This window comes from Algoriphagus antarcticus, assembly GCF_002150685.1.
Classification (GTDB): Bacteria; Bacteroidota; Bacteroidia; order Cytophagales; family Cyclobacteriaceae; genus Algoriphagus; species Algoriphagus antarcticus.
Window position 1 is genome coordinate 152,271 of the sequence record NZ_MSSW01000007.1, and the last position, 20,917, is coordinate 173,187.

At 40.9% G+C, this 20,917-nt stretch carries 16 protein-coding genes; 6 read left to right on the forward strand and 10 right to left on the reverse strand.

Annotated elements, in window-relative coordinates; all coding sequences use genetic code 11:
- Positions 1-86: 86 nt before the first annotated feature.
- From BVH04_RS04340 to BVH04_RS04360, 5 genes are all read right to left on the reverse strand, one after another.
- The gene (locus BVH04_RS04340; protein WP_086540100.1) at positions 87-1,433 is read right to left on the reverse strand and encodes a TolC family protein; all 1,347 of its coding nucleotides are present in this window, start codon (positions 1,431-1,433) and stop codon (positions 87-89) included.
- Positions 1,433-4,495: an efflux RND transporter permease subunit gene (locus BVH04_RS04345; protein ID WP_086540101.1), complete on the reverse strand. Its 3,063-nt coding sequence runs from the start codon at positions 4,493-4,495 to the stop codon at positions 1,433-1,435. Before BVH04_RS04345 ends, BVH04_RS04340 begins: the two co-directional genes overlap by 1 nt.
- 1 nt (position 4,496) lies before the next feature.
- A complete protein-coding gene (locus BVH04_RS04350; protein ID WP_086540102.1) occupies positions 4,497-5,579 on the reverse strand; it encodes an efflux RND transporter periplasmic adaptor subunit in 1,083 nt (360 codons plus the stop codon).
- A gap of 126 nt (positions 5,580-5,705) precedes the next feature.
- The gene (locus BVH04_RS04355; RefSeq protein ID WP_086540103.1) at positions 5,706-6,488 is read right to left on the reverse strand and encodes an alpha/beta fold hydrolase; all 783 of its coding nucleotides are present in this window, start codon (positions 6,486-6,488) and stop codon (positions 5,706-5,708) included.
- Positions 6,489-6,693: 205 nt separating this feature from the next.
- Positions 6,694-10,035, reverse strand: coding sequence for a TonB-dependent receptor (locus BVH04_RS04360; RefSeq protein WP_086540104.1), 3,342 nt, complete (start codon positions 10,033-10,035; stop codon positions 6,694-6,696).
- 343 nt (positions 10,036-10,378) lie between these two features.
- Here BVH04_RS04360 and BVH04_RS04365 point away from each other — a divergent pair, with 343 nt between their 5' ends.
- Positions 10,379-11,074, forward strand: a complete 696-nt coding sequence (locus tag BVH04_RS04365; RefSeq protein WP_086540105.1) for a lysoplasmalogenase — start codon at positions 10,379-10,381, stop codon at positions 11,072-11,074.
- Positions 11,075-11,438: 364 nt separating this feature from the next.
- Here the strand turns inward: BVH04_RS04365 and BVH04_RS04370 are convergent, their stop codons facing one another.
- The 4 genes from BVH04_RS04370 to BVH04_RS04390 form a co-directional block, all read right to left on the reverse strand.
- Positions 11,439-12,518 (reverse strand): fatty acid desaturase family protein, encoded by a 1,080-nt coding sequence (locus BVH04_RS04370; protein WP_086540106.1) that lies wholly within the window; start codon positions 12,516-12,518, stop codon positions 11,439-11,441.
- Between the two features lie 60 nt (positions 12,519-12,578).
- Positions 12,579-12,764, reverse strand: a complete 186-nt coding sequence (locus BVH04_RS04375) for a hypothetical protein (RefSeq protein ID WP_086540107.1) — start codon at positions 12,762-12,764, stop codon at positions 12,579-12,581.
- A 210-nt stretch (positions 12,765-12,974) separates the two neighbouring features.
- Positions 12,975-13,184, reverse strand: coding sequence for a hypothetical protein (locus BVH04_RS04380; RefSeq protein WP_086540108.1), 210 nt, complete (start codon positions 13,182-13,184; stop codon positions 12,975-12,977).
- Between the two features lie 928 nt (positions 13,185-14,112).
- Positions 14,113-14,472 (reverse strand): cupin domain-containing protein, encoded by a 360-nt coding sequence (locus BVH04_RS04390; RefSeq protein ID WP_086540109.1) that lies wholly within the window; start codon positions 14,470-14,472, stop codon positions 14,113-14,115.
- A gap of 504 nt (positions 14,473-14,976) precedes the next feature.
- Between BVH04_RS04390 and BVH04_RS04400 the strand changes: the two genes are divergently transcribed.
- The 5 genes from BVH04_RS04400 (at position 14,977) to BVH04_RS04420 (ending at position 18,010) form a co-directional block, all read left to right on the forward strand.
- Positions 14,977-15,315 carry a hypothetical protein gene (locus BVH04_RS04400; protein ID WP_086540111.1) on the forward strand — a complete coding sequence of 113 codons (339 nt, stop codon included), beginning with the start codon at positions 14,977-14,979 and terminating at the stop codon, positions 15,313-15,315.
- A gap of 130 nt (positions 15,316-15,445) precedes the next feature.
- Positions 15,446-16,123, forward strand: coding sequence for a helix-turn-helix domain-containing protein (locus BVH04_RS04405; RefSeq protein WP_169714353.1), 678 nt, complete (start codon positions 15,446-15,448; stop codon positions 16,121-16,123).
- Between the two features lie 45 nt (positions 16,124-16,168).
- Entirely contained in the window at positions 16,169-16,495 is a 327-nt protein-coding gene (locus BVH04_RS04410; RefSeq protein WP_140160519.1) for an alpha/beta fold hydrolase, read from the forward strand.
- A 29-nt stretch (positions 16,496-16,524) separates the two neighbouring features.
- Positions 16,525-17,238 (forward strand): alpha/beta fold hydrolase, encoded by a 714-nt coding sequence (locus BVH04_RS04415; RefSeq protein ID WP_169714354.1) that lies wholly within the window; start codon positions 16,525-16,527, stop codon positions 17,236-17,238.
- A gap of 373 nt (positions 17,239-17,611) precedes the next feature.
- A complete protein-coding gene (locus BVH04_RS04420; protein WP_086540115.1) occupies positions 17,612-18,010 on the forward strand; it encodes a 3D domain-containing protein in 399 nt (132 codons plus the stop codon).
- A 1,049-nt stretch (positions 18,011-19,059) separates the two neighbouring features.
- Here BVH04_RS04420 and aspS read toward each other — a convergent pair.
- Positions 19,060-20,814 (reverse strand): aspartate--tRNA ligase, encoded by a 1,755-nt coding sequence (aspS, locus tag BVH04_RS04425; protein WP_086540116.1) that lies wholly within the window; start codon positions 20,812-20,814, stop codon positions 19,060-19,062.
- Positions 20,815-20,917 lie beyond the last annotated feature (103 nt).

The window sequence follows — 20,917 nt, forward strand, 5'->3', positions numbered from 1 at the left end:
AAATGCTATGCCAAAAGAAAAATACAGCAATCGTTAAAAAAGCGAATAAAAAAACGAAGGCTATTTCTCAGACCTTCGTTTCTTAACTAATCTTCTGAAGGCAACTCAAAATCTTCCGAGCTATTTTGGAAGAAAATCTTCCCAGAGAGTCTTCTCAATTCAATTTCCTGCTCTTTTATATTAAAAATCGAAGTGATAAGTCTGTTCTCTGCAGTCAGCAAATTGACCTGTGCATCTCTGAATTCCAGATAGGATGCAATCCCCAATCTAAATCGCTCCAATGCAATCTCGGTACTTTCCTTTGCGACTTGATAGTTCTTTTTCTCTACTTCCAGCAAGCTTTTATTATTCACATAGGTATTGTACGACCGGTGAATATCCGATCTGAGTTGAACCTCAAACTGTTCGGTTTCATAGCTTTGCAGTCGCTCTTGCACTCGGGCATTTTGAATCCGACGGTTCAGCGTCAATCCGCTGAAAAGGTTGACTGTGATATTTCCACCTCCGTTGAATCCCTGTCTTTGGTTTTGAATCAAGAAACCTGCATCAGAACCGAAAGTATTGTTTACATAGTTTCCATTTAGATTTAAAATTGGCAGTCTAGAAGCTCTCAGTTCTTTCATCTGAAGGAAAGCTACGTTTTCAGCCCGCTGCGCTATGAGAAGGTTTTTGTTTTCCATAAGTGCATTTTCCTCCAATTCTAACAGTAAGAGTGGATCACCGATCAAGATGGTGTCCTTTACAGTAAACTTCTCATCGGGCTGCAAAGCCATCAGCTCATTCAGATTGACTCTTGCATTCTGAATCACCTGCTCCTGAGTCAGCAACAGCGTAAGATCTGAGTTGTAATCCACCTGTGCGGTTAGAAAATCTCGTTTTCCTGCACCGCCAAGTTCGTACTGAGCCTGCGCAATATCCAATCTCGACTGGCTGAGTTCTAGAGTATTTTGCAATACATCGTAGCGTTGAAGCTCCAATACCAATCGGTAATATGCTGAAGAAATACCAGCAACGGTATTTTCCACAACGACTTTTGATTCCAGTTCGCTGATCTCCGTGAGCTGTCCCAGCCGTTTTATCACGATGAGGCTTTCAGGTCTGAAGCCATAGATCGCAGCTATAGAAAAGTTCTCATTATCGGAGTTAGCACCATTGATCTGACGGGGCTCGGGATCATTAATAAATTTCTGTTCTACATCCTCTTTGCTATAGCTTCTCAAATAGGTCGCATCCACTCGTGGCATAAATAGATCTCCCCTACCGATCCGCTCTTCGCCTTCGCGAATTGTGATGGTTTCGACCGCTATTTTGATCTGAAAGTTATTTTCCAGCCCCAATTGAATGGCTTTCTCCAAATCCAGAGATTCATTACTTTGAGCATACACGCTTGTTCCAATAATGCTCAATAAGAACAATAGGCTAAGTTTCTTCATTAAATTCTGGCTAATCTTCCTTCTTTGGAAGTGAGATAAGTATAAATAGCTGGGATGACAAAAAGAGTCAAAATCGTAGCGAAGGCTAACCCACCAATTACGGCAGCGCCCATCGGAACGCGGCTTTCTGCTCCTGCTCCTAGACCTAACGCAATTGGTAAAATACCCAAAATGGTGGATAAACTGGTCATCAAAATAGGTCTAAATCTAGCCACTGCGGCTCCAAAAATTGCCTCTTGGGGGGTCATTCCAGCAGCTTTTCGCTGATTGGCAAATTCCACGATCAGAATGCCGTTTTTAGTCACTAGCCCTATCAGCATGATAATTCCAATCTGACTGAAAATATTCAGCGTAAATCCAAAAGACCAAAGAGTAAACAAGGCTCCAAATAGGGCCAAAGGGACAGTAAACATGATGGTAAGTGGATCCAAGAAACTTTCAAACTGTGCAGAAAGAACAAGATAGATCAAGACTAAAGCGAATATGAATGCGAACAACAGTGAATTTGAACTCTCTCTGAATTCCTTAGATGGGCCAGATACGTCCGTCGTGAAAGAATCATCGAGTACCTCAGCAGCGACCCTGTCCATCTCTTCTAGTCCGTCTCCAATCGTATAGCCTTCAGCAAGGTTAGCTGAAACTGTCCCCGCTACAAAACGATTGAATCTATATAGTTGTGGAGGAGTGCTTTTTTCCGTGACGGTGACCAAGTTGTCTAGCTGAACCAACGATCCGTTTTCGGCACGCACGTATAGCATCCGTAGATTTACAGGTTCATTTCTATCTTCCAACCTCATTTCCCCGACTACTTGATATTGCTTACCGTCACGGATGAAATAGGCAAATCGCTGTCCTGAGTAAGACAATTGCAGTGTTCTGGCAATTTCCTGAACAGAAACTCCAATATTTCTGGCCTTAGCTCGATCTATTTCAATCTCAAGCTCTGGTTTGGTAAACTTCAAATTGATATCCGAGAAGATGAAGACCGGACTTTTTCCTACTTCCTCCATAAATTTTGGTATCACTTCCTTCAATTTATCCAGCGTAGGGGCTTGCAAAACATATTGGACAGGAAGACCACCGCGACTATTACCAATAGACTGGGCCTCTGAAGCAAATGCTCTTACAGACGAATATTTTTTTAATTTTTGGTTGATTAGATTGAAGTATTCCCTTTGTGTCTTATCTCTATCCTCCGCGTCTGACAGAATGAATCGAATAAATCCTGAATTAGTGCTTGATGTGCCAAATCCCGGAGAAGTCACTGAAATCAATCCTCTTACATCATCCTTCGGGAATTCAGCTTGAAAATCTTCTACCATCTGATCTATCACACGGTCCATGTAACCAAATGTGGCTCCTTCAGGCCCTGAAAGAATAATCCTAACCTCGCCTCTGTCCTCCGTCGGTGCCAATTCACTTGGTATTTGATTGAACAAATAGTAAATGCCAAAACCCATTAATCCAACCATTAGAAAGGATACCCAGCGAACTTGCATAAACCACGCTAACGCAGATTCATATTTGTCGTTTATCCATACAAATATCGGTTCTGTGGCATTGTAAAATCGATTATGCTTTTCTCTCTTTTTCAAAAGCCTTGCGCTCAACATTGGAGTCATAGTCAAGGCTACAAAAGAGGAAATAATCACTGCGCCAGCTACTACTATTCCAAATTCTCGGAAGAGACGACCCGTGGTACCAGTTAAAAATATGACCGGAAGGAATACTGCTGCAAGGGCTACTGTAGTCGCAATCACCGCAAAGAAAATCTCCTCAGAACCTTTTTCTGCGGCTTTTTGAGGTTCTTCCCCTTTTTCTATTCGCGTATAAATATTCTCCAAAACCACGATAGCGTCATCGACGACTAGTCCAATCGAGAGCACAATACCCAATAGCGTCAGTACATTGATGGAGAAATCCATCAGGTACATAATAAAGAATACACCAATCAAGGATATAGGAATCGTCAGTACCGGAATAAACGTAGTACGCCAATCGCGAAGGAAAAGGAAGATAATCGCCACAACCAAGACAAAGGCGGTGATAATCGTTTCCTGAACTTCCGATATGGAGCTACGAATATAATCTGTGGAATCAAATCCTATCTCCAACCCAATATCTGCAGGCAGGTCCTTCTTGATAAACTCCAACCGTCGATAAAACTCATCTACTATCTCAATACTATTGGAGCCGGGAAGTGGTACCAGCACCACACCCACCATTGGTACTCCGTCTCTCTTGAGTACCGTTCGTTCATTTAAGGCGGCTAACTCCGCTCTTCCAATATCCTGAAAGCGGACAATATTATTTTGGTCTTCTTTGATAATGAGATCATTGAATTCCTGTGGACTGCTAAGCCTACTTTTGGTTCGAACAGATAGCTCGATCGTCTCGCCTTCGATTCTTCCTGATGGAAGCTCTACATTCTCACTTTGTACCTTGGATAATACATCCAATGGGGTGACTCCATAAGAAGCCATTTTGAGTGGATCCATTCGCAGTCGGATCGCATACTCTTTTTCTCCCCATATCTGTACCCGACTGACGCCCGGAATGGTTTGAAGTCTTTCTTTAAAAATATTCTGAGCAATATCTGAAAGCTCTAACAAACTTCTCTCGTCACTCTTTACATTCAAGAATACAATAGGTTGGGAATCCGCATCTGCTTTGGATACTACCGGCGGCTCAGCATCAGGAGGGAGATTTCGCTGAGCACCGGCCACTTTATCCCGCACATCGTTGGCAGCAGCCTCTAGATCTGCACCTACATCAAACTCTACCGTAATGCTACTTGATCCATCATTACTGGTAGAAGTCAGGGATTTGATCCCTTGAATTCCATTGATTGCTTCTTCCAGCGGCTCTGTGATTTGTGCCTCGATTACATCGGCATTTGCACCTACATAATTTGTCCTTACATTGATCACTGGAGGATCAACACTTGGGAATTCTCTAATTCCTAAAAGAGAAATACCGATCGCCCCAAAAAGTAGGATGACTAAGGACATCACTATTGCCAGAACTGGCCTATTAATACTTACACTTGATAAACTCGACATGTTAGTTGATTTGAGTGAATTCAACAGGCGTTCCCGTCCTTGCTTGCAATACACCAGTAGTGAGCACCAGATCTCCGATATCCAGACCACTAGTGATCTGAACATGTGTATCTGTACGAGTACCGATCTCCACCTTACGTTCCTCGGCTTTGTTATCAGCACCAACTATGAAAACCTTATAGCCTTGCAATTCGGGAATCACCGATTCTGATGGCACCATGAGGGCATCCTCAGTCACTTCCAACACAAAGCGAATTCTAACAAACATTCCCGGTAGATATTTCCGCTCCTTATTTGGGCTTTCTGCACGTAACTTCAGAGTACGTGTGGCGGCATCGATCTGAGGCTCAAAAGCATAGACCTTCCCCAAAACTTCCTCAGGAGAGGATTCATTTGAAAAGTAAATCGGAGAACCTACAGTCACCTGATTAGCATAGCGCTCCGGAATGGAAAACTCAATTTTTATGGGATCGATATTTACAAAGTTCGCGATGATATCAGATGTGCCGATCACTGAACCTTCGCTGACTTGTCTCAAACCCAGAATTCCATTGAAAGGAGCTCTAATGACGGTTTTGGAAAGCTGGGCTTCTACCAATTTCAAATCTGAAAGAGTTGTATTGTATTGATTTAGTACGATATCATATTCTACTTGGCTGATTGCCTCACGAGCCAACAGTTGTTTTTGTCTATTCTCCTGGCTCTCAAAAAGCTTTTGCGTGTATTCCAATCGTTGATACTGAGCCTGAAGTTCATCGTCATTTAGGTATAAAAGTGGTGTTCCTTTGCTCACGTATTGACCTTCCTTAAAAGAAATCTTGGTCACGAGACCTGTAATCTCTGACCGCAAATCCACGCTTTCGTTTGGAAGAATAGTCCCTGTAACTGACAGTTGATTTCTCAGAGTCTCACGCTGAAGCTTCACCACTTTCACAGGCAAATCAGAGGGAGCACCAGGCCCAGCGCCCACCGATCCCACTCCTGAATCATTGCTCTTGCGGGTGTCCATTCGTGGGTACAAGTATGCAACGGCAGCAATCACGATAACCGCAATAATCAATATGGTCTTAGTTTGCTTTTTCATCTGTTAATAATTGCTTTTTTATGGTCATCCCGATAGCTATCGGGAGGAATCTCGCTTGATAGATAGTCATCCCCTTGTGTGACATTTAGAGTTATGCTCGATTTCATGGAGGAAATAATAGGCTTGTTAGGTGTGGTTTTGAAGAAAAGCGAGAGCGATCTGGTTGAATTCCTGAGGTCTTTCCACGTTCACTACGTGTCCACATTTTTGTAAAATTTTCAGTACTGAGTTTTTATGCGTCTTAATTATTTTCTTAACCGGCTCCAAAAACATAACATCCTGATCGCCCATTACATAAAGAGTAGGAATCCCCAGATCGGATTCTTTAAAGTAACTAAGCAACGGATTTATGTCTTTTGTCAATTCGAACCAGCGAATAAATTCCTTCTGACATAGTTTCTGAGCCTCTCTGATAAATAGATTTCTAGATTCTGCATGTTGCTTTCGCGGCAGAACCACAAAGGCGAACAATTTGTAAAGCCACATGTAGGGAATCACTCTCTTAAATGCACTCCCCAAGGAAACCAAAATCCTCGACTGGATAGTTAAGCGTGTGACTGCTCCTGCCATCACCAGTGATTTCACACGCCATTGCTCCATCTCTGCCAATTGGCGGACTATGATCGTCCCCAGTGACACGCCCATAAAATGAGCAGTTGGAATACTCAGATGATCAAGCACTTCGATCACATCTTTAGTGACTCCTTTGAAAGTATATTCTTCGTTGTAAATCGCCTGAGGCAGATCAGCAGACTTGCCATGCCCACGAAGATCGATAAGCAAAAGATTATACTTTTCCCTGAAATCCTTAAGCTGCTTAAACCATACTGCAGAAGATCCTCCTGCCCCATGTATGAACACGACCCATTCCTTACTCACCGAATGAGAAAATATTTTATAATACAACATGCTTGGTTAACCTTTGGATCTTTCTTAAGGTTGTCAGAATACAAAAATAACTTACAATAGGGAGGAAAAAGTAATAAAACATACTGATGGCAAATCGCCTCTATCAATGGAAAAAATACAGGATACTAAAAGCAAAAAGGCCCGAAACCACAGGTGATATCGAGCCTTTCTGAATAAAATAAACTAGGAATGAATTTAGTGTTTCTTAGAAGATATATCTTAAACCAAACTGCATACTCCAAGTTGTCCCGAAACCATTGGCATTCTGGAATGGAGTGGTAGGAAGCTCATCAGAAACTCTATTCATGATTACATTAGGTGCAGCTGAAACTGAACCAGATCTAGAAAGTATGTTCTGTGCGCCATTTAAATTCTCTTGGATTCCCCACCCACTGTTCAATAAGTTTCCAAAATTAACAATGTCAAAACTTGCTTGAAGTGTATTTCTTCTAGTACCTATGTTAGTGAAAATATCCTGTAGGATTCTTACATCGAATCTATTCAACCAAGGGCTTAAGAATTCATTTCTTGGTACATAGCCACCTCTGAATTCTTCAAGATTATTGTCAGCCACATACTCGTCAAAAGCAGCGCGCTGCTCTGCTGCAGTAAATACTACGTTTCCGCTTTGTACGATATCGACAAACTTCAATTCAGCTGAATTTTCGGGTAGATAAAGTAAGTCAGCAGCAATTCCATCACCATTGAAATCATTACCATACACATAAGAGAATCTACCCTGATGTGATCCGTTGTAATATACTCCTACAGTAGTAGCAAAGTGATTTCCGTACTCCACTCTGTAAGCAAGATTCGCCACGATTCTATGCGGTAAAGCAAAGTTTGAAATATTCAATATCTCGTCATTGGGAGAATTGATATTTGGACTAGCTCCCCATGCTGAGTTAGCAGATGATCCGGAGTTGGCACTGATTTCTTTAGCTTCTGAATAAGTATAGTAAATACTTCCAGAAAGACCTCTGTAATCAGGAACAACCAAACCAACGGTAGCACTGAATGCATAACCTTTTAAATCTGTGTTGGTAAGAATTGTAGCATTGTTTGCTCCGATTGCAGGATTGTAAGCCACTGAAGTTCCGGGCAATACTACCTCACGGGTATCGCCCGCATAGTTCATTCTATTGGTAGATTCTGCTCTGTTGGCACCGAACTGATACACTGCATTGATATCTCGTGTATAAAGGAAATCAGAAGTCAACAAGAAAGGTGAATCGCCTAATTGGTAATCCGCTCCAAGGCTTGTTCTCCATACGCTTGGCATTCTAAAATCTCTATCCACTAAGGCAAAAGAATTTGGCGCACCACCTAATGGATTTGAGATAAACACGTTCTCAGCGCCAGCTGGAGGGTTTTCTACATAGTAATAGCGCTCAGGCTGGAAGGTTACATTACCAATCCAAGGTGCTACTTCTGCATAATTTCCTGGCTCAACTGTATTCTGAAGAACACCAGCTCCTGTTGGCATGTTGGTCAACCAAACAAATGGAACTCTACCTGTGAAAATACCAGTACCACCTCTTAAGATTAAACTTCTATCTCCTTTCACATCAAAATTAAATCCAAGTCTAGGAGAAACCATCAATCGTGAATCTGGCCAGTTGCCAGAATCATAATTAACTACTTCACCCTCAGGATTCAACAAATCCAAATTGTTAATAGAAGGATTTGCCGTCAGGTCGTTCAAATAAATAGGAAGTTCAAATCGAAGTCCAAAAGTCAAGGTTAGACGATTAGTGACACTATACTTATCTTGAGCATAAAGTGAAGCAAGTCCAAAGTTTACTCTAGAGTAAGTTTCTTGACCTTCGTATGGGTAAGTTAGTCCAAACATGATTGGAGCAACTTCATTTGGAGTACCTGTAGTCAAGAAATCTTCTACAGATGCATATCTATAGTAAGATGTTCCCATTCTGGTAAAGCTGTTTCCAAACTTCTGAATCTCAAATGCAGCACCACCAGTGATCGTATGCTTTCCTTCGACATACGTCAGGTTGTTGATAAATGAAAAATTATCATTGATCACGTCATTATTAAACGAGAATAACTCAGTACCAAAAGAGATATAGTTCCTGTCTCCATCACCTCTACCTTCATCCCAGATATCTACAAATGGAAAAAGCTGATCGCTTGGGGTGGTTCTTCTATCCTGAATTTTAGAATAAGTAAATAGAAACTGGTTCGATACTTTTGAGCTAATTGATGAGTTAAGTTCTGCAGTTAGAGATCTTACTGAGTTCTCAAATCCGTAACCTGCATTCTCAAAAACCATTGAATTTTGGGATACTCTGTTAGCATCATTTGGAGTTCTAGGTCTTGGACCAGATGAGCCATTTGTTAACTGGTTGGAAATTCCAACTACCTGATTATATCTAACAGCGAGTTTATTTTTGTCATTGATATTCCAGTCAATTCTAGCCAAAAACTTCGTGTTGTCCTGAGAAGCTTCGTTGGCATAGCCTTCGTATCTGCCCGGCTCATATCCCCATTGATTTCTCAAGTGATTGCCTACCGCATCCATTTCACTTCTTCTTACTCTAGTGATATTGTTTTCTGCATCAGCAATTCCATTTTCAGATGGTCTCCAAAGATTTGTTCCGGAAGCATTCGCTCCAGTTTCCGTTTCTCTTTCTACATTGACAAAAAAGAATAATTTATTCTTAATGATAGGCCCGCCAAGTCTAAAACCAAAATTTCTAGTAGCGGCTTCAACTGACTCAAGTTCATTGTCACCAATTTTTCTACCCTGTAGATCTTGGTTTTTAGTAAAGTAATAAGCAGATCCAGTAAAAGTATTATTACCACTTCGAGTCACTGCGTTGATACCAGCACCTGTGAAACCACTTTGAGTGACATCAAACGGTGCAATGTTTACAGAGATTTGCTCGATCGCATCCAAAGAAATTGGTTGTGCATTTCCACCTGGAAGGGGGTTTCCACTCAAGCCGAAGCCGTTGTTGAAGTTTGCACCATCCACCTGAAGGTTATTGTATCTTGAATCCCGACCTGCAAACGACGTGCCGTTTGCTTGTGGCGTAAGTCTTGTAAACTCTGTCACAGATCGGTTGATTTGCGGCAACTCTGTAAGCTGCTTCGTAGATACATTTGTTGAAGTACCTGTTCTGTTACCGTCAAATTCAGATGATCTTGCGCCAGAAACGAGTACCTCACCAAGTTCAGTGCTATCATCGTTAAGGGTAATCGAAACTGAAAAAGGCTCTCCCAGCCTAAGAACCACATTGTCATACGTTGCGGCTTGGTACCCAATGAAGCTTACTTGAATAGTGTAAGGTCCACCAATTCTCATATTTGGTATGGTAAATCTACCCTCCAAATTCGTAACCGCTCCGTAACGAGTGCCTGATGGCACATGCGTTGCGACAACATTAGCCCCAGGAAGTGTTTCTCCTGTAGCATCCACCACTAGCCCTACCACAGAACTTGTGGTCACTTGCGCTTGAGACACACCAATGGTAGCTATGACTACCAGTACGAGTAACATCAAACTTTTAAGTAAATTTTGCCTCATAATTTGTACGTTTTATTTGAGTTGGTTTGAAAATATTCCCTGCAAAGGTAAATTCACCCGGACTTAAGTACGGGTACATACTGTTAAGTTTTGCGATCCAAATTTCACAAATTTTAACTATTTCTTAACATAGACAGATGAATAAAATTCTGTTTCAATCACAAAAAAGATTGATTCTCAAACCTTTTGCATACAAAACTGGTCGTATGTTAGAATAAAATTTCAAAAAAAACCAGAATGCAGCGTTTGGAGAACTCTTATTTTTTCAATATTTAATTCCGAATTCTGAGATTAAACGAACGAATACTATTTATTTGGAATTATCACCAAAATTATCATCCCTTTGAAAAAGAAAAATATTCTCTGGCTGTACCTGTTTTTGTTTGCTTCCCTTACAGACATTGCATTCATCTTAGAACAAGAAAATGAGCTAAGATTTTTTTCCAAACCTCTGATTATTGTAGGGTTAGTGGGCTATTTCTACCAAATAACAAAACCTATTTCTTCAACTTTACTAGCAAAATCAGTCTTAGGTGCTTTGATTTTCTCCCTCCTTGGCGACATTTTGCTTTTATGGGATCACCTATTTATTTACGGAATTGGCGCTTTTCTCCTGGCACATGTATGCTACATAATAGGTTTCAAAGTGGCTCAAAAAGCCCCAGAGTCTATTCTAAATGTGAATTTTATAAAAACGTTTTTTATCAATCTTCCTATTTATTTCTTGGCAGCTTTCACGTACTATATGATCAATCCGAATCTTGGAGCATTGAAAATTCCAGTGATTGTGTACGTTATCGTGATCATAAGTATGGTCACTACCGCGAGAGAGCGCTTTGGAAAATGCAATTCAGCATCCTTTTGGCAGGTTTTCATAGGAGCATGTCTGTTCTTTATTTCAGATGGATTTATCGCACTGGATAAGTTCTACCAACCTATTCCCGATGCAGGCATTCTCATTATGGGCACTTATATCATTGCCCAGTTAATGATCGTGATGGGAATACGCTCGCTTATGCTCCATCCAACTCTGAAGTAAAGTTGTGAGAGTGAAAAGGTAAAAATGGAACATGATGTGAAGTCGAATGAATGCAACGAACATTATTTCAAGTCTCATAACTTGGACTTATATCAATGAAGTCTTCAGACTTCTAATGGCACAGACCTAACGCAAGTCTATCTGAAGACTGCAATTAAATCCAGGCGCAAGGAAGGCGGAGATGAGCTAGGCAAGAGTTGTTCTTGCAAAAAGAGTGAGTAATCCTATTGAGGGATAACAATCAACTCAATAATACTTGGAGTATGAATGGAGGCCCAAGGTTGACCTACAAGAAGAAGTAGGTAACCTTTCTAAAACATGAAAGATCTGACTTTGCGCCAGATCTTACAACCAACAGTAACTCTTAAGCCCTTCCTAACTGCCGGAGCATTTTGACGTGATCCGAAAGTGCCTCTACAAAAGTTTTCTTCACCATATAGGGGACATTAAATTCTCTGGCAGTTTCAGACACGATCTTTGACAACTTGCTGTAATGTATATGGCAGATGTTGGGAAACAAATGGTGCTCTACCTGAAAATTCAATCCTCCGATTAACCAAGAAAAAACCTTACTTCGAGGTGCGTAATTACTTGTAGTGGCCAGTTGATGTACAGTCCAATCATAGGAAATAAGACCCTCTTGATCAGCCTTCGGAAAAACCGCATCTGATACAATATGAGCTGTCTGGAATACAAGACTAATGCAAATACCTGTGACAAAATGCATACTCAAAAAAGCCAGCACTATAATCCAAGCCGGTAGCGGTATCATAATCAAGGGCAAGACTAACGCATAAGAATAATAGAAAAGCTTCCACCCTGTGATTTTCAACACCTCTTTGCCATATTCGCCCTCCTTGTTAAAGAACCCCATTTCTTTATACCTCTTTAATCTGACAAAATCCTTTGTGGTAATCCATGATATTGTAGAAAGGCCATAGAAAAACCAGATATACAAGTATTGAAACTGATGTATCCAATAGTGCTTCGCATTTGGGGAAAAGCGTAGAAAAAAAGGTGAATTGATATCGTCATCTCCTTCGTCCACATTGGTATAGGTGTGATGGAGTACATTGTGCTGTATTTTCCAAACATTGGCATTGGCACCAATCAGATTCATGGTATAGCCCACGTATTTGTTCACCAGCTTGTGCTTAGAATAAGACCCGTGAATAGCATCATGCATCACGCCCATTCCTACCCCGGCCATACCCAGGCCGCTGGTGATGTATAGGGCAAAAATAAGTGGAGGACTTGAAACCAATCCAGTGCTCATGATAATCAGTGGGAGAAAGAATACAGTGAGCATAATGATTGTCTTGATGACCATGCTACGATCTCCATAGATGTTGGTATTTGTGCTTTTGAAATATGCATTGACTCTAGACCTCAAAGTTTTCGAGAAATCTGCACTTCCAGTCTTGTCGAATTTCAAATTTTTCATATGTGCTTTTGTTTCGATTTCATGGCTTCTGCTAATTACTGATTTGCATTTACCAATAGATTAATAGGTCTGCAATTCTGCAAAGAGCAAGTGAAGCTCCTCTTTAGTCTTCTTGAGTTTTTGAGAAAGTGTATCAAGCATTCCTTCTCTTTGTCCTTCTTTAAACTCAAAATCAGCATCGCTTAGAACTGAAAACCGTTGTTTCAGCATTACTTTTTGTTCCCGCCAGCTTCTGGTGATATTCATCTTAGTTGCTCATTAAGTGGTAGATATGCTTTTTTTGTCAATAGGAATCAGGCAGTGATTATTTGGGTGATAAAAACCTGAACCGCTTGAATAGCTTAGGAAAGAAATGAACCAGAATAGGGTGTGCCATTTGTGTTCTTCTATCCGAAGATCCAAAATATAAACCTTGTGATTTTATGATCCAAAATTCTGGGGCCATTTTATGATTTATTAATGATTAGCTATTTGCTTACTTTCCTGCTTTTCATTTACAAGTTCTCTTTCGAAGAGCGCTAATTCTTTTTTCATAGGAAGGTCAGCAAACGTGCAATAGTAGATCTTTGCGTAATATTTCCTTACAATCATCTTGACGTCAGAATTTACCTTGGTGTGAACCAAATCGCCTACTTTGAATCTGTTGTCTTGATCATTGATTATCATTTCATGCCTTTTATATCAAAGACTAATATCCTCGTATCCACTTTTGATTATTGTGGACAACATTTTAAACTTACTATTAGCCTTTATCCGGTCCTTTGCGTGAGCAGGGATTATAATTACCTGACCCATCTGTACCATATTAGATTCTTCTTCGATAATAATCTCAGCCAGGCCTTCTAGTATTTGTATCAGAATGTCAAATGGAGATGATTTGGTCAGCATCCCTTCGACTGTATCGAATTAAGACACCGTCACCATCCGCGTCTGCTTTTCAGATTGGATTTGATCACCACTGCTCCTGATACATACTCAAACGTATCGACCAATTGATGCGCAATAGATTTTTCAAACACTGGCTTTATCATAGAAAATTTATAAAAGAGTGCAATTGCTCAGGACTTGATTCATCGTTTCTTTTATCGTTTTTTCTTAGCCATGATTTTATTCTGTATTCAATATGTTGGAAAAGGCTCCTATAGGTCTTACCAAAGATCAATTAAATCAAGATGTAATGTGTTACACCAAGCAAGGCTAAGCTTACATAATTCCCACATCCTTGATGGATAGGACTGCTATAATCTGATCACAAGATTAGGTGGTTACTTAGTCGGAGGTCTCCATGGCGCTTTGCTTTCAGCTTCCTGGGAAATCGATATCTGGCTCCGAAACGCTCAAAATGCTGAAGAAACTAACGCAGAGGCCTTTTAAAGCGAGGTTTCATTTGCAAAACTTTCAATAGCAGGGCGAATTGACAAAAGCTATTTTATGGCCACGGAAACCAACTTGCAACTTGAGCTGACTCGTGAGATGATCCTCAATGGCCATAGCAAACTAGCAACAACGCAATTCTTTCTTCGGTAATCGGTCTTCCGTCCTGCTAATCAAAGAAAATAAGACTAATGGCATCATTCCTTACACCCATTTAAACTTAAATCTTCTCAAATTTCTCCACCGTACGATCAGTAATCACATCTCCGGTATGCTTGGTGCTTTGAGGCTCGAAAAGCAGAATCCAAACTTCGTCTTCCGCAATCGGGAAATGCTCCACAGCTCTAGGAATAATCAGCATTTCACCTTCATTCAGTGTAATACTTCGGTCTCGAAACTCAATTCTCAGCGTGCCTTTCATAATCAGAAAAAGCTCGTCTTCACCTTTGTGATCATGCCAGACAAATTCCCCTTTGACTTTGGCTAGTTTGACATCCTGACCATTGAGTTCGCCGATAATCTTTGGGCTCCAATGTTCCTTGATCAGATCAAATTTTTCGTTCAGGTTGACTTTGTTCATATACAGGTAGAGAAAATTATAGAGCTAATTTAGGAGGAATATTAGAATTAGGATATCAAACCATTGGCTATGGTTTCAATTTTAGAAAGGGAAAATCGTTTTAACGATTTATAAGCAGGAGATAGTAATTTATTAATCGTTTTGAATGATCAATTATCTTCGGGATTAAAAATCCCATGATCAAGGTTCGAGATTACATCCGCGATAACTATCGGGACTCGAACAGCTGTTAGCCATGGGTAACGCCCATGGTTAAGATTATCGAAGGCAATTGGTGTTTTGGCAGGATGGATGTCAATCGAAGAAATAAGGGTTCCCCAAAACGGGTGGAGAAGCATTCCAGACCTAGACGAGGAACGAAAATGGCTGTTGTAATCTATATTTTTAACAACTATTTTTATCAAAAAGGCTGTTATTTAGTGCAATCATAAACTGAATAATGCAGTCCTCCCGTGTGGCCAATTGGTTCTAAAATAATTTCTTGCGAATTAAGCGATGAGCAACATGAATCTTAATTTCCTTTCCCTTGGAATTTTATTAGGGGTTGCACATGCTTTTTTTCTAGCTGCATATCTCTTGTCGTTGAAATCGAACTATGTGTTGAACTTTAGAATATTGGCAGCACTTTTACTTTCCATGGGTATGGGAATGGCTGGCAATGTGGTGCATCGGGCAGATTTTTTTCTAGCACATCCTTATATGGGATGGCTCTTCCCAGCCAATGAGTTTTTATATGGCCCGCTCTTTTTCCTTTATGTCGTATCCATGTTAAATAGGAAGTTTTGGATGGAAGCGATCTTTTTTCCTGCATTTTATACCGTCTTTGCTTTTTCTAGCTTTTAGTGTTTTGCAGGCCGTTTCTTTTCAGAATTTTACTTGGGAGATGAATGGAGAATTTTTAAAACTTCTGATATCCATTCAGTTTCTGGTATACCTCTTTGCATCATTTAAAGTTTGGCTTCAACACTCGGTAATGATCCAAAACTATTACGCCAGCCTGGAAAAAATAAGGATAAACTGGTTGCGGAATATCCTCATCGGAATGTGTTTTATCTACCTGATCAGCCTTTCCTCCTTTGTATTTACGGGGGCAGAAATATTGAAGCTTGCGCCCTTATTGGGAGCAGTGCTCATTTATGTGACTGCTTATCTGGGGATGAAACATTCCCGCCTCTTTGCAACAGCTGAGGTAATGGAACCAAGTCCAGCGCATTTCCAGCAGAAAAATGACAACTATCGCAATTCGACTTTGGGAGAAGATCGAAAACAGGAAATCTTGTTTAAAATGAAAGACTGCATGCAGCATGAGAAATTATTTACTGATAATAAGTTGACGCTTCCAAAGCTGGCAGCTAGAATGGAGGTTTCAACTCATCATCTTTCCCAGGTTTTAAATGAGAATCTCGGCCAAACATTTTTCGATTACGTGAATGAATTTCGCGTCAAAGAAGTGCAAAAATTGATGATAGATCCTGCTTATGCTCATTATTCCTTGTTAGGTATGGCCATGGAAGCAGGGTTTAATTCAAAATCAGCTTTTAATACCGCTTTTAAAAAACACACCCAGCAAACCCCACTAGAATACAGAAATTCCTTTCAACAAAAACATGAAATTAAGTCCGATCCTATCGGAAAAGGCGCTTCATGGTGAGAAGAACCTTGTTTTGCATAAAAATTCACAAAAGATTTTATGCACATGAAAAATTTTAAAATTGCCTTTCTCACTATTGTAATCATCTCGATTTCCATTTTTTTAATGGACTATCTTGTTTCTACTCCTGCCATTCGGGAATCTTCCGGCAAAGCTATTTCGAAAATGGAATACCTGAAAATCGGCGGCATTCCCCAGTTCGTTTTGACAAGGTCACATGATATTACCAATCCTGTTTTATTGCTCTTGCATGGAGGACCAGGTTCTTCCGAAACGGCCATGTTCCGGAAGTATAACCAAGAGCATGAACAGCATTTCACAGTGGTGTATTGGGATCAAAGGGGAGCGGCGAAGTCTTTCTCCGAACTATAGACCCTGAAAGCATTCATCTGGAAAAGTACTTGACTGATACCAAAGAATTGATTGATGTCCTCCGCGAGCGATTTGATCAGGAAAAGATTTATTTGCTCGGGCATTCCTGGGGGAGTGCATTAGGCCTTTTGACTGCCCACCGTCATCCTGAACTGCTAAAAGCTTACATCAGTGTAAGCCAAATTGTCCACACAGCAAAGGGACAGGAGCTATCCTACCATTTCACGCTGCAGCGAGCGAGAGAAAGAAATATACCCGAGGCTATTGCTGAACTTGAAAAAATAAAAGCCCCGATACAGGGAAACTATACCAATCCAGAAGATGTACATGTTCAACGGAAATGGTTGTTGGCATTGGGAGGAGAACGGTATGGGAAAACTGGGTATACTGATATCGCTTTAGAAATTTTGCTTTCGCGCGAGTATTCTGCAATGGATATCCTGAAATATCTAAAGGGGATGGAGCTTTCTTTCCGAATGATGGAAAGCATTGGCAAAATGAACTTCTTCCTAGACGTCAAAGCGATAGCAGTTCCTGTTTTCTTTATTGCCGGAAAAGATGATTTCAATACACCAACACCTTTAATAAAGGAATATGCCCAAAGGCTAGCTGGTCCTCATATTTCTTATAAAGAATTTGAAAAATCTTCCCATAGTCCGATGTATGAGCAGCCTGAAGAATTCAACAATTATTTAATTGAAATAAAGGAACGTGTAGAAAAACCGCTTGAAGCTCAAAAATAAAAAAGTATAACACTTGAGCTATGCTTGATTGAAAAAGAGTTTTTCTTATACCTATCCATAAAAATTTGAAAGGCTAACCTGATTTTTCTGGTAGCCTTTTTTCTTGCTCCACCCAACAATGTTGCCTGCGCGGATAATAATCGGGAATTGGGCTGCTGGCAGAATGAGTTGTTGCGATGTTATAATCGCAACCTACCGCTGCTACATCCTCCCACCGCGTCGTTCAGATTGGAAATCGCGGCGATCTTCGAGTAAAATATGAAATCAATAATTTGGCCTAAAGCATCGGAGATTTGCTCTTATCATACCTTTCCACTGTGGTGGGACTTAAACTAACGAGGGAACGATTGTCGTTAACAGCTGTTTAAAAGTTATGTGCCCTTCGACCCAAACCATTCATTTTCTTACTGTTGCGCTTTTATTTTTGCTCACCGCATGCGGCAATCCCGAAATTCAAACCATGGAAGTGACGGCTACAGCTTACAACTCAGTTAAAGCACAAACAGCAAATGATCCGAACATAACTGCATGGGGCGATACGTTAAAGCCAGGCATGAAAGCCATTGCTATTTCCAGGGATTTGCTTGATTCAGGATTGCATTATAACATGGAAGTAAGCATTGATGGGCTGGATGGGAAATATATAGTCTTGGATAAAATGCAACGCAGATGGACCCAAAAAATCGATATCTACATGGGCAAGGATGTTTCCAAAGCCCGAGAATGGGGTAACCAAGAGGTCACAATTCGCTGGACCCCACCTGTTGAATAAAGGCTAGGAATGTCGCTATCGCCCTCTTGCCGAATTGCAATCCGGAAGTATCATGCGTAGGGAATTAAAATTGGCTTGAAGTATTTCAATTGGAAAAGACTACGCTTAAGCTAGGAAACGCAATTACAAATTTCAAGAAAATATTAAAGCGGGATATGGAAAACTACGTATAGGCTGGGAGATTTTTTTTTACCACAGAGCGCAGAGTTTCGCAGAGCGAAATTTGAAATGATACCAGATTGCTGGATGTATAGCGCTGATGGCGCAAAATATAAAAGCGATAATCCAACGGATTCCGGGTTTTGGCCGAATGGTTGTCAATCGTGAAAATGAGGGTTCGCCAAAACGGTTGGAAGGTAATTTTTTAACCACATAGAACAGAGTCCTCATAATTTTGAATTGATCAATGATTTTTCGGGATTAAAATCCCATGATCAAGGTTCTAGATTACATCCGTAATATCGGTACTCGAACAGCTGGATTCGTCAAATTCATTTTACCGTAAGTGAAATTTCATCAAAATAAATCCTCCCGGTATTCAAACTTGGATAAGTTAAGCTGACCTTAATAAAATCTGCTTCTGCAGGAAAGTTATCAAGCGTGACCCTAATGAGTGTCCAATTAAAATCACCTTCTACCTTTAAAGTATTTCCGGAAGCAACAGATTTGTCATAATTGTTTCCTTTGCTATCACCCCTAGGAAATACCCGAAAAGTGATACCAATTTTGCCGTCCGGTGTTAAATTCCTTATATCTACTCCCTTAAGTAAGAAAAGCTGTGAGCTCTACGCTACTTCCTTGGGCAGGCATTGGCCCGGAATAAGTTTGTGTCCAATTTGCAGGGCGTGCATTCAAACTACTGGGGGGTAGAAGGAGATATAGAATGGAAACACGCCGGCTAAGCTGTCGAACATTTTATATAGCTTGAGCTGTAGGTGCGCTAACAAAAAAAGCTGTCTCATCTCTGAAACAGCCTTTTATATATGATAGTAGTGGTGAAATATTTTTCTCCCAAATGGTATTGCTCAAGAGCGAATAAACATTCCCCCCTACTTCTTAATTGCTAATTGAATAGAAAGTTCTTTCAATTGCTCGTCAGCAATGCTGCTTGGAGAATCGATCATCACGTCTCTTCCAGAATTGTTTTTCGGGAAGGCGATGTAATCTCTGATAGAATCAGATCCGCCGAAAATCGCACACAATCTATCAAATCCAAAGGCAATTCCTCCGTGTGGTGGAGCCCCGTATTCGAAAGCTTCCAATAGGAATCCAAATTGCTTTTGTGCTTCTTCTTCTGTAAAACCAAGATGCTTAAACATCAATTGCTGGGTAGCTCTATCGTGAATACGAATAGAACCTCCTCCTATTTCTACGCCGTTAATTACCAAATCGTAAGCGTTTGCTCTAACTGCTCCCGGATCTGAATCCAGTAAAGGAATGTCTTCTTTCTTTGGAGAAGTAAATGGATGGTGCATCGCGTGGAAGCGCGCACTTTCCTCATCCCACTCCAGCAATGGAAAATCCATCACCCAAAGTGGCTTAAATACCGAACGGTCACGCAAGCCAAGGTCTTCACCCATTTTCAGACGAAGTTCGGAAAGTTGCTTTCTCACTTTATCAGCATCTCCGCTTAGGATCAACATCAAGTCTCCCTGTGCTGCTCCAAACGCATCCGCCCAATCCTGAAGATCATCAGCTGAGTAGAACTTGTCCACAGAAGATTTGATCGTGCCGTCAGCATTGTACTTGGCGTATATCATTCCTTTTGCTCCGATCTGAGGACGTTTCACCCAATCAGTCAGCGCATCCAGTTGCTTACGGGTATATTCGGCAGCGCCTTTGGCGCAGATCCCAACCACCAGTTCCGCTTGGTCAAAAATGCTAAATCCTTTGCCTTGCGCCAGTTCATTCAGCTCTACGAATTTCATATCAAAACGAAGATCCGGCTTATCGTTACCATAATACTTCATGGCATCGGCATATGTCATTCGCTTCACTTCTTCCAGCTCCACACCTTTTACTTTGCTAAATAAATGCTTAGTCAAGCCTTCAAAAGTGTTTAGGATGTCTTCCTGAGTTACGAAAGCCATTTCGCAGTCAATCTGAGTAAACTCAGGCTGGCGATCTGCTCTCAAATCTTCGTCACGGAAGCATTTTACAATCTGAAAATACCTGTCAAACCCAGAAACCATCAGCAGTTGTTTGAAGGTCTGTGGTGACTGTGGCAAGGCATAGAATTCACCTGGATTGGTGCGGCTAGGCACGACAAAGTCCCTTGCTCCTTCAGGAGTTGACTTGATCAAAACCGGAGTTTCTACCTCGATGAAGTCTTGCGCATCCATGTACTTTCGCGTCTCCTGCATCATTTTATGACGCAATTGAAGTTTCTCTCGCACTACATTTCTCCTAAGATCCAGATATCTATATTTCATACGGAGCTCTTCGCCGCCGTCTGTCTCATCTTCAATGATAAAAGGGGGAACTTTCGCAGCGTTCAAAACTTCGAGTGCTGTCACTTTGATTTCGATGGAACCTGTGGGGATCTTATCGTTTTTGGATGTGCGCTCGATTACTTTACCAGTAGTCTGCACTACGAACTCACGCCCAAGTACCGCCGCTTTTTCCAACAACGCTTTCTCGCTGGAATCCTCTTCAAAAATCAATTGAGTCAAGCCGTATCTATCTCTAAGATCGACCCAGATTAAACCTCCTTTATTTCTTACCCGCTGTACCCAACCGGCAAGGGTTACTTCTTGATTTACGTGATCCAGGCGCAGTTCGCCACAAGTATGCGTTCTCAGCATGTTTATTTAGTTTTTTTTGGGAAGTTAAAGATAAAGAAATGACAGCGAGTACACAGGAATCATTGAAGGATTAGCATTTATTTCGTTGATTTCCTTCCATTTT

Bases quoted from the DNA above. Each gene is read 5' to 3' on its own strand.
- BVH04_RS04340 (WP_086540100.1), bottom strand. From the start codon at position 1,433: ATGAAGAAACTTAGCCTATTGTTCTTATTGAGCATTATTGGAACAAGC.
- BVH04_RS04345 (WP_086540101.1), bottom strand. From the start codon at position 4,495: ATGTCGAGTTTATCAAGTGTAAGTATTAATAGGCCAGTTCTGGCAATA.
- BVH04_RS04350 (WP_086540102.1), bottom strand. From the start codon at position 5,579: ATGAAAAAGCAAACTAAGACCATATTGATTATTGCGGTTATCGTGATT.
- BVH04_RS04355 (WP_086540103.1), bottom strand. From the start codon at position 6,488: ATGTTGTATTATAAAATATTTTCTCATTCGGTGAGTAAGGAATGGGTC.
- BVH04_RS04360 (WP_086540104.1), bottom strand. From the start codon at position 10,035: ATGAGGCAAAATTTACTTAAAAGTTTGATGTTACTCGTACTGGTAGTC.
- BVH04_RS04370 (WP_086540106.1), bottom strand. From the start codon at position 12,518: ATGAAAAATTTGAAATTCGACAAGACTGGAAGTGCAGATTTCTCGAAA.
- BVH04_RS04375 (WP_086540107.1), bottom strand. From the start codon at position 12,764: ATGAATATCACCAGAAGCTGGCGGGAACAAAAAGTAATGCTGAAACAA.
- BVH04_RS04380 (WP_086540108.1), bottom strand. From the start codon at position 13,184: ATGATAATCAATGATCAAGACAACAGATTCAAAGTAGGCGATTTGGTT.
- BVH04_RS04390 (WP_086540109.1), bottom strand. From the start codon at position 14,472: ATGAACAAAGTCAACCTGAACGAAAAATTTGATCTGATCAAGGAACAT.
- BVH04_RS04400 (WP_086540111.1), top strand. From the start codon at position 14,977: ATGAATCTTAATTTCCTTTCCCTTGGAATTTTATTAGGGGTTGCACAT.
- BVH04_RS04405 (WP_169714353.1), top strand. From the start codon at position 15,446: ATGATCCAAAACTATTACGCCAGCCTGGAAAAAATAAGGATAAACTGG.
- BVH04_RS04410 (WP_140160519.1), top strand. From the start codon at position 16,169: ATGAAAAATTTTAAAATTGCCTTTCTCACTATTGTAATCATCTCGATT.
- BVH04_RS04420 (WP_086540115.1), top strand. From the start codon at position 17,612: ATGTGCCCTTCGACCCAAACCATTCATTTTCTTACTGTTGCGCTTTTA.
- aspS (WP_086540116.1), bottom strand. From the start codon at position 20,814: ATGCTGAGAACGCATACTTGTGGCGAACTGCGCCTGGATCACGTAAAT.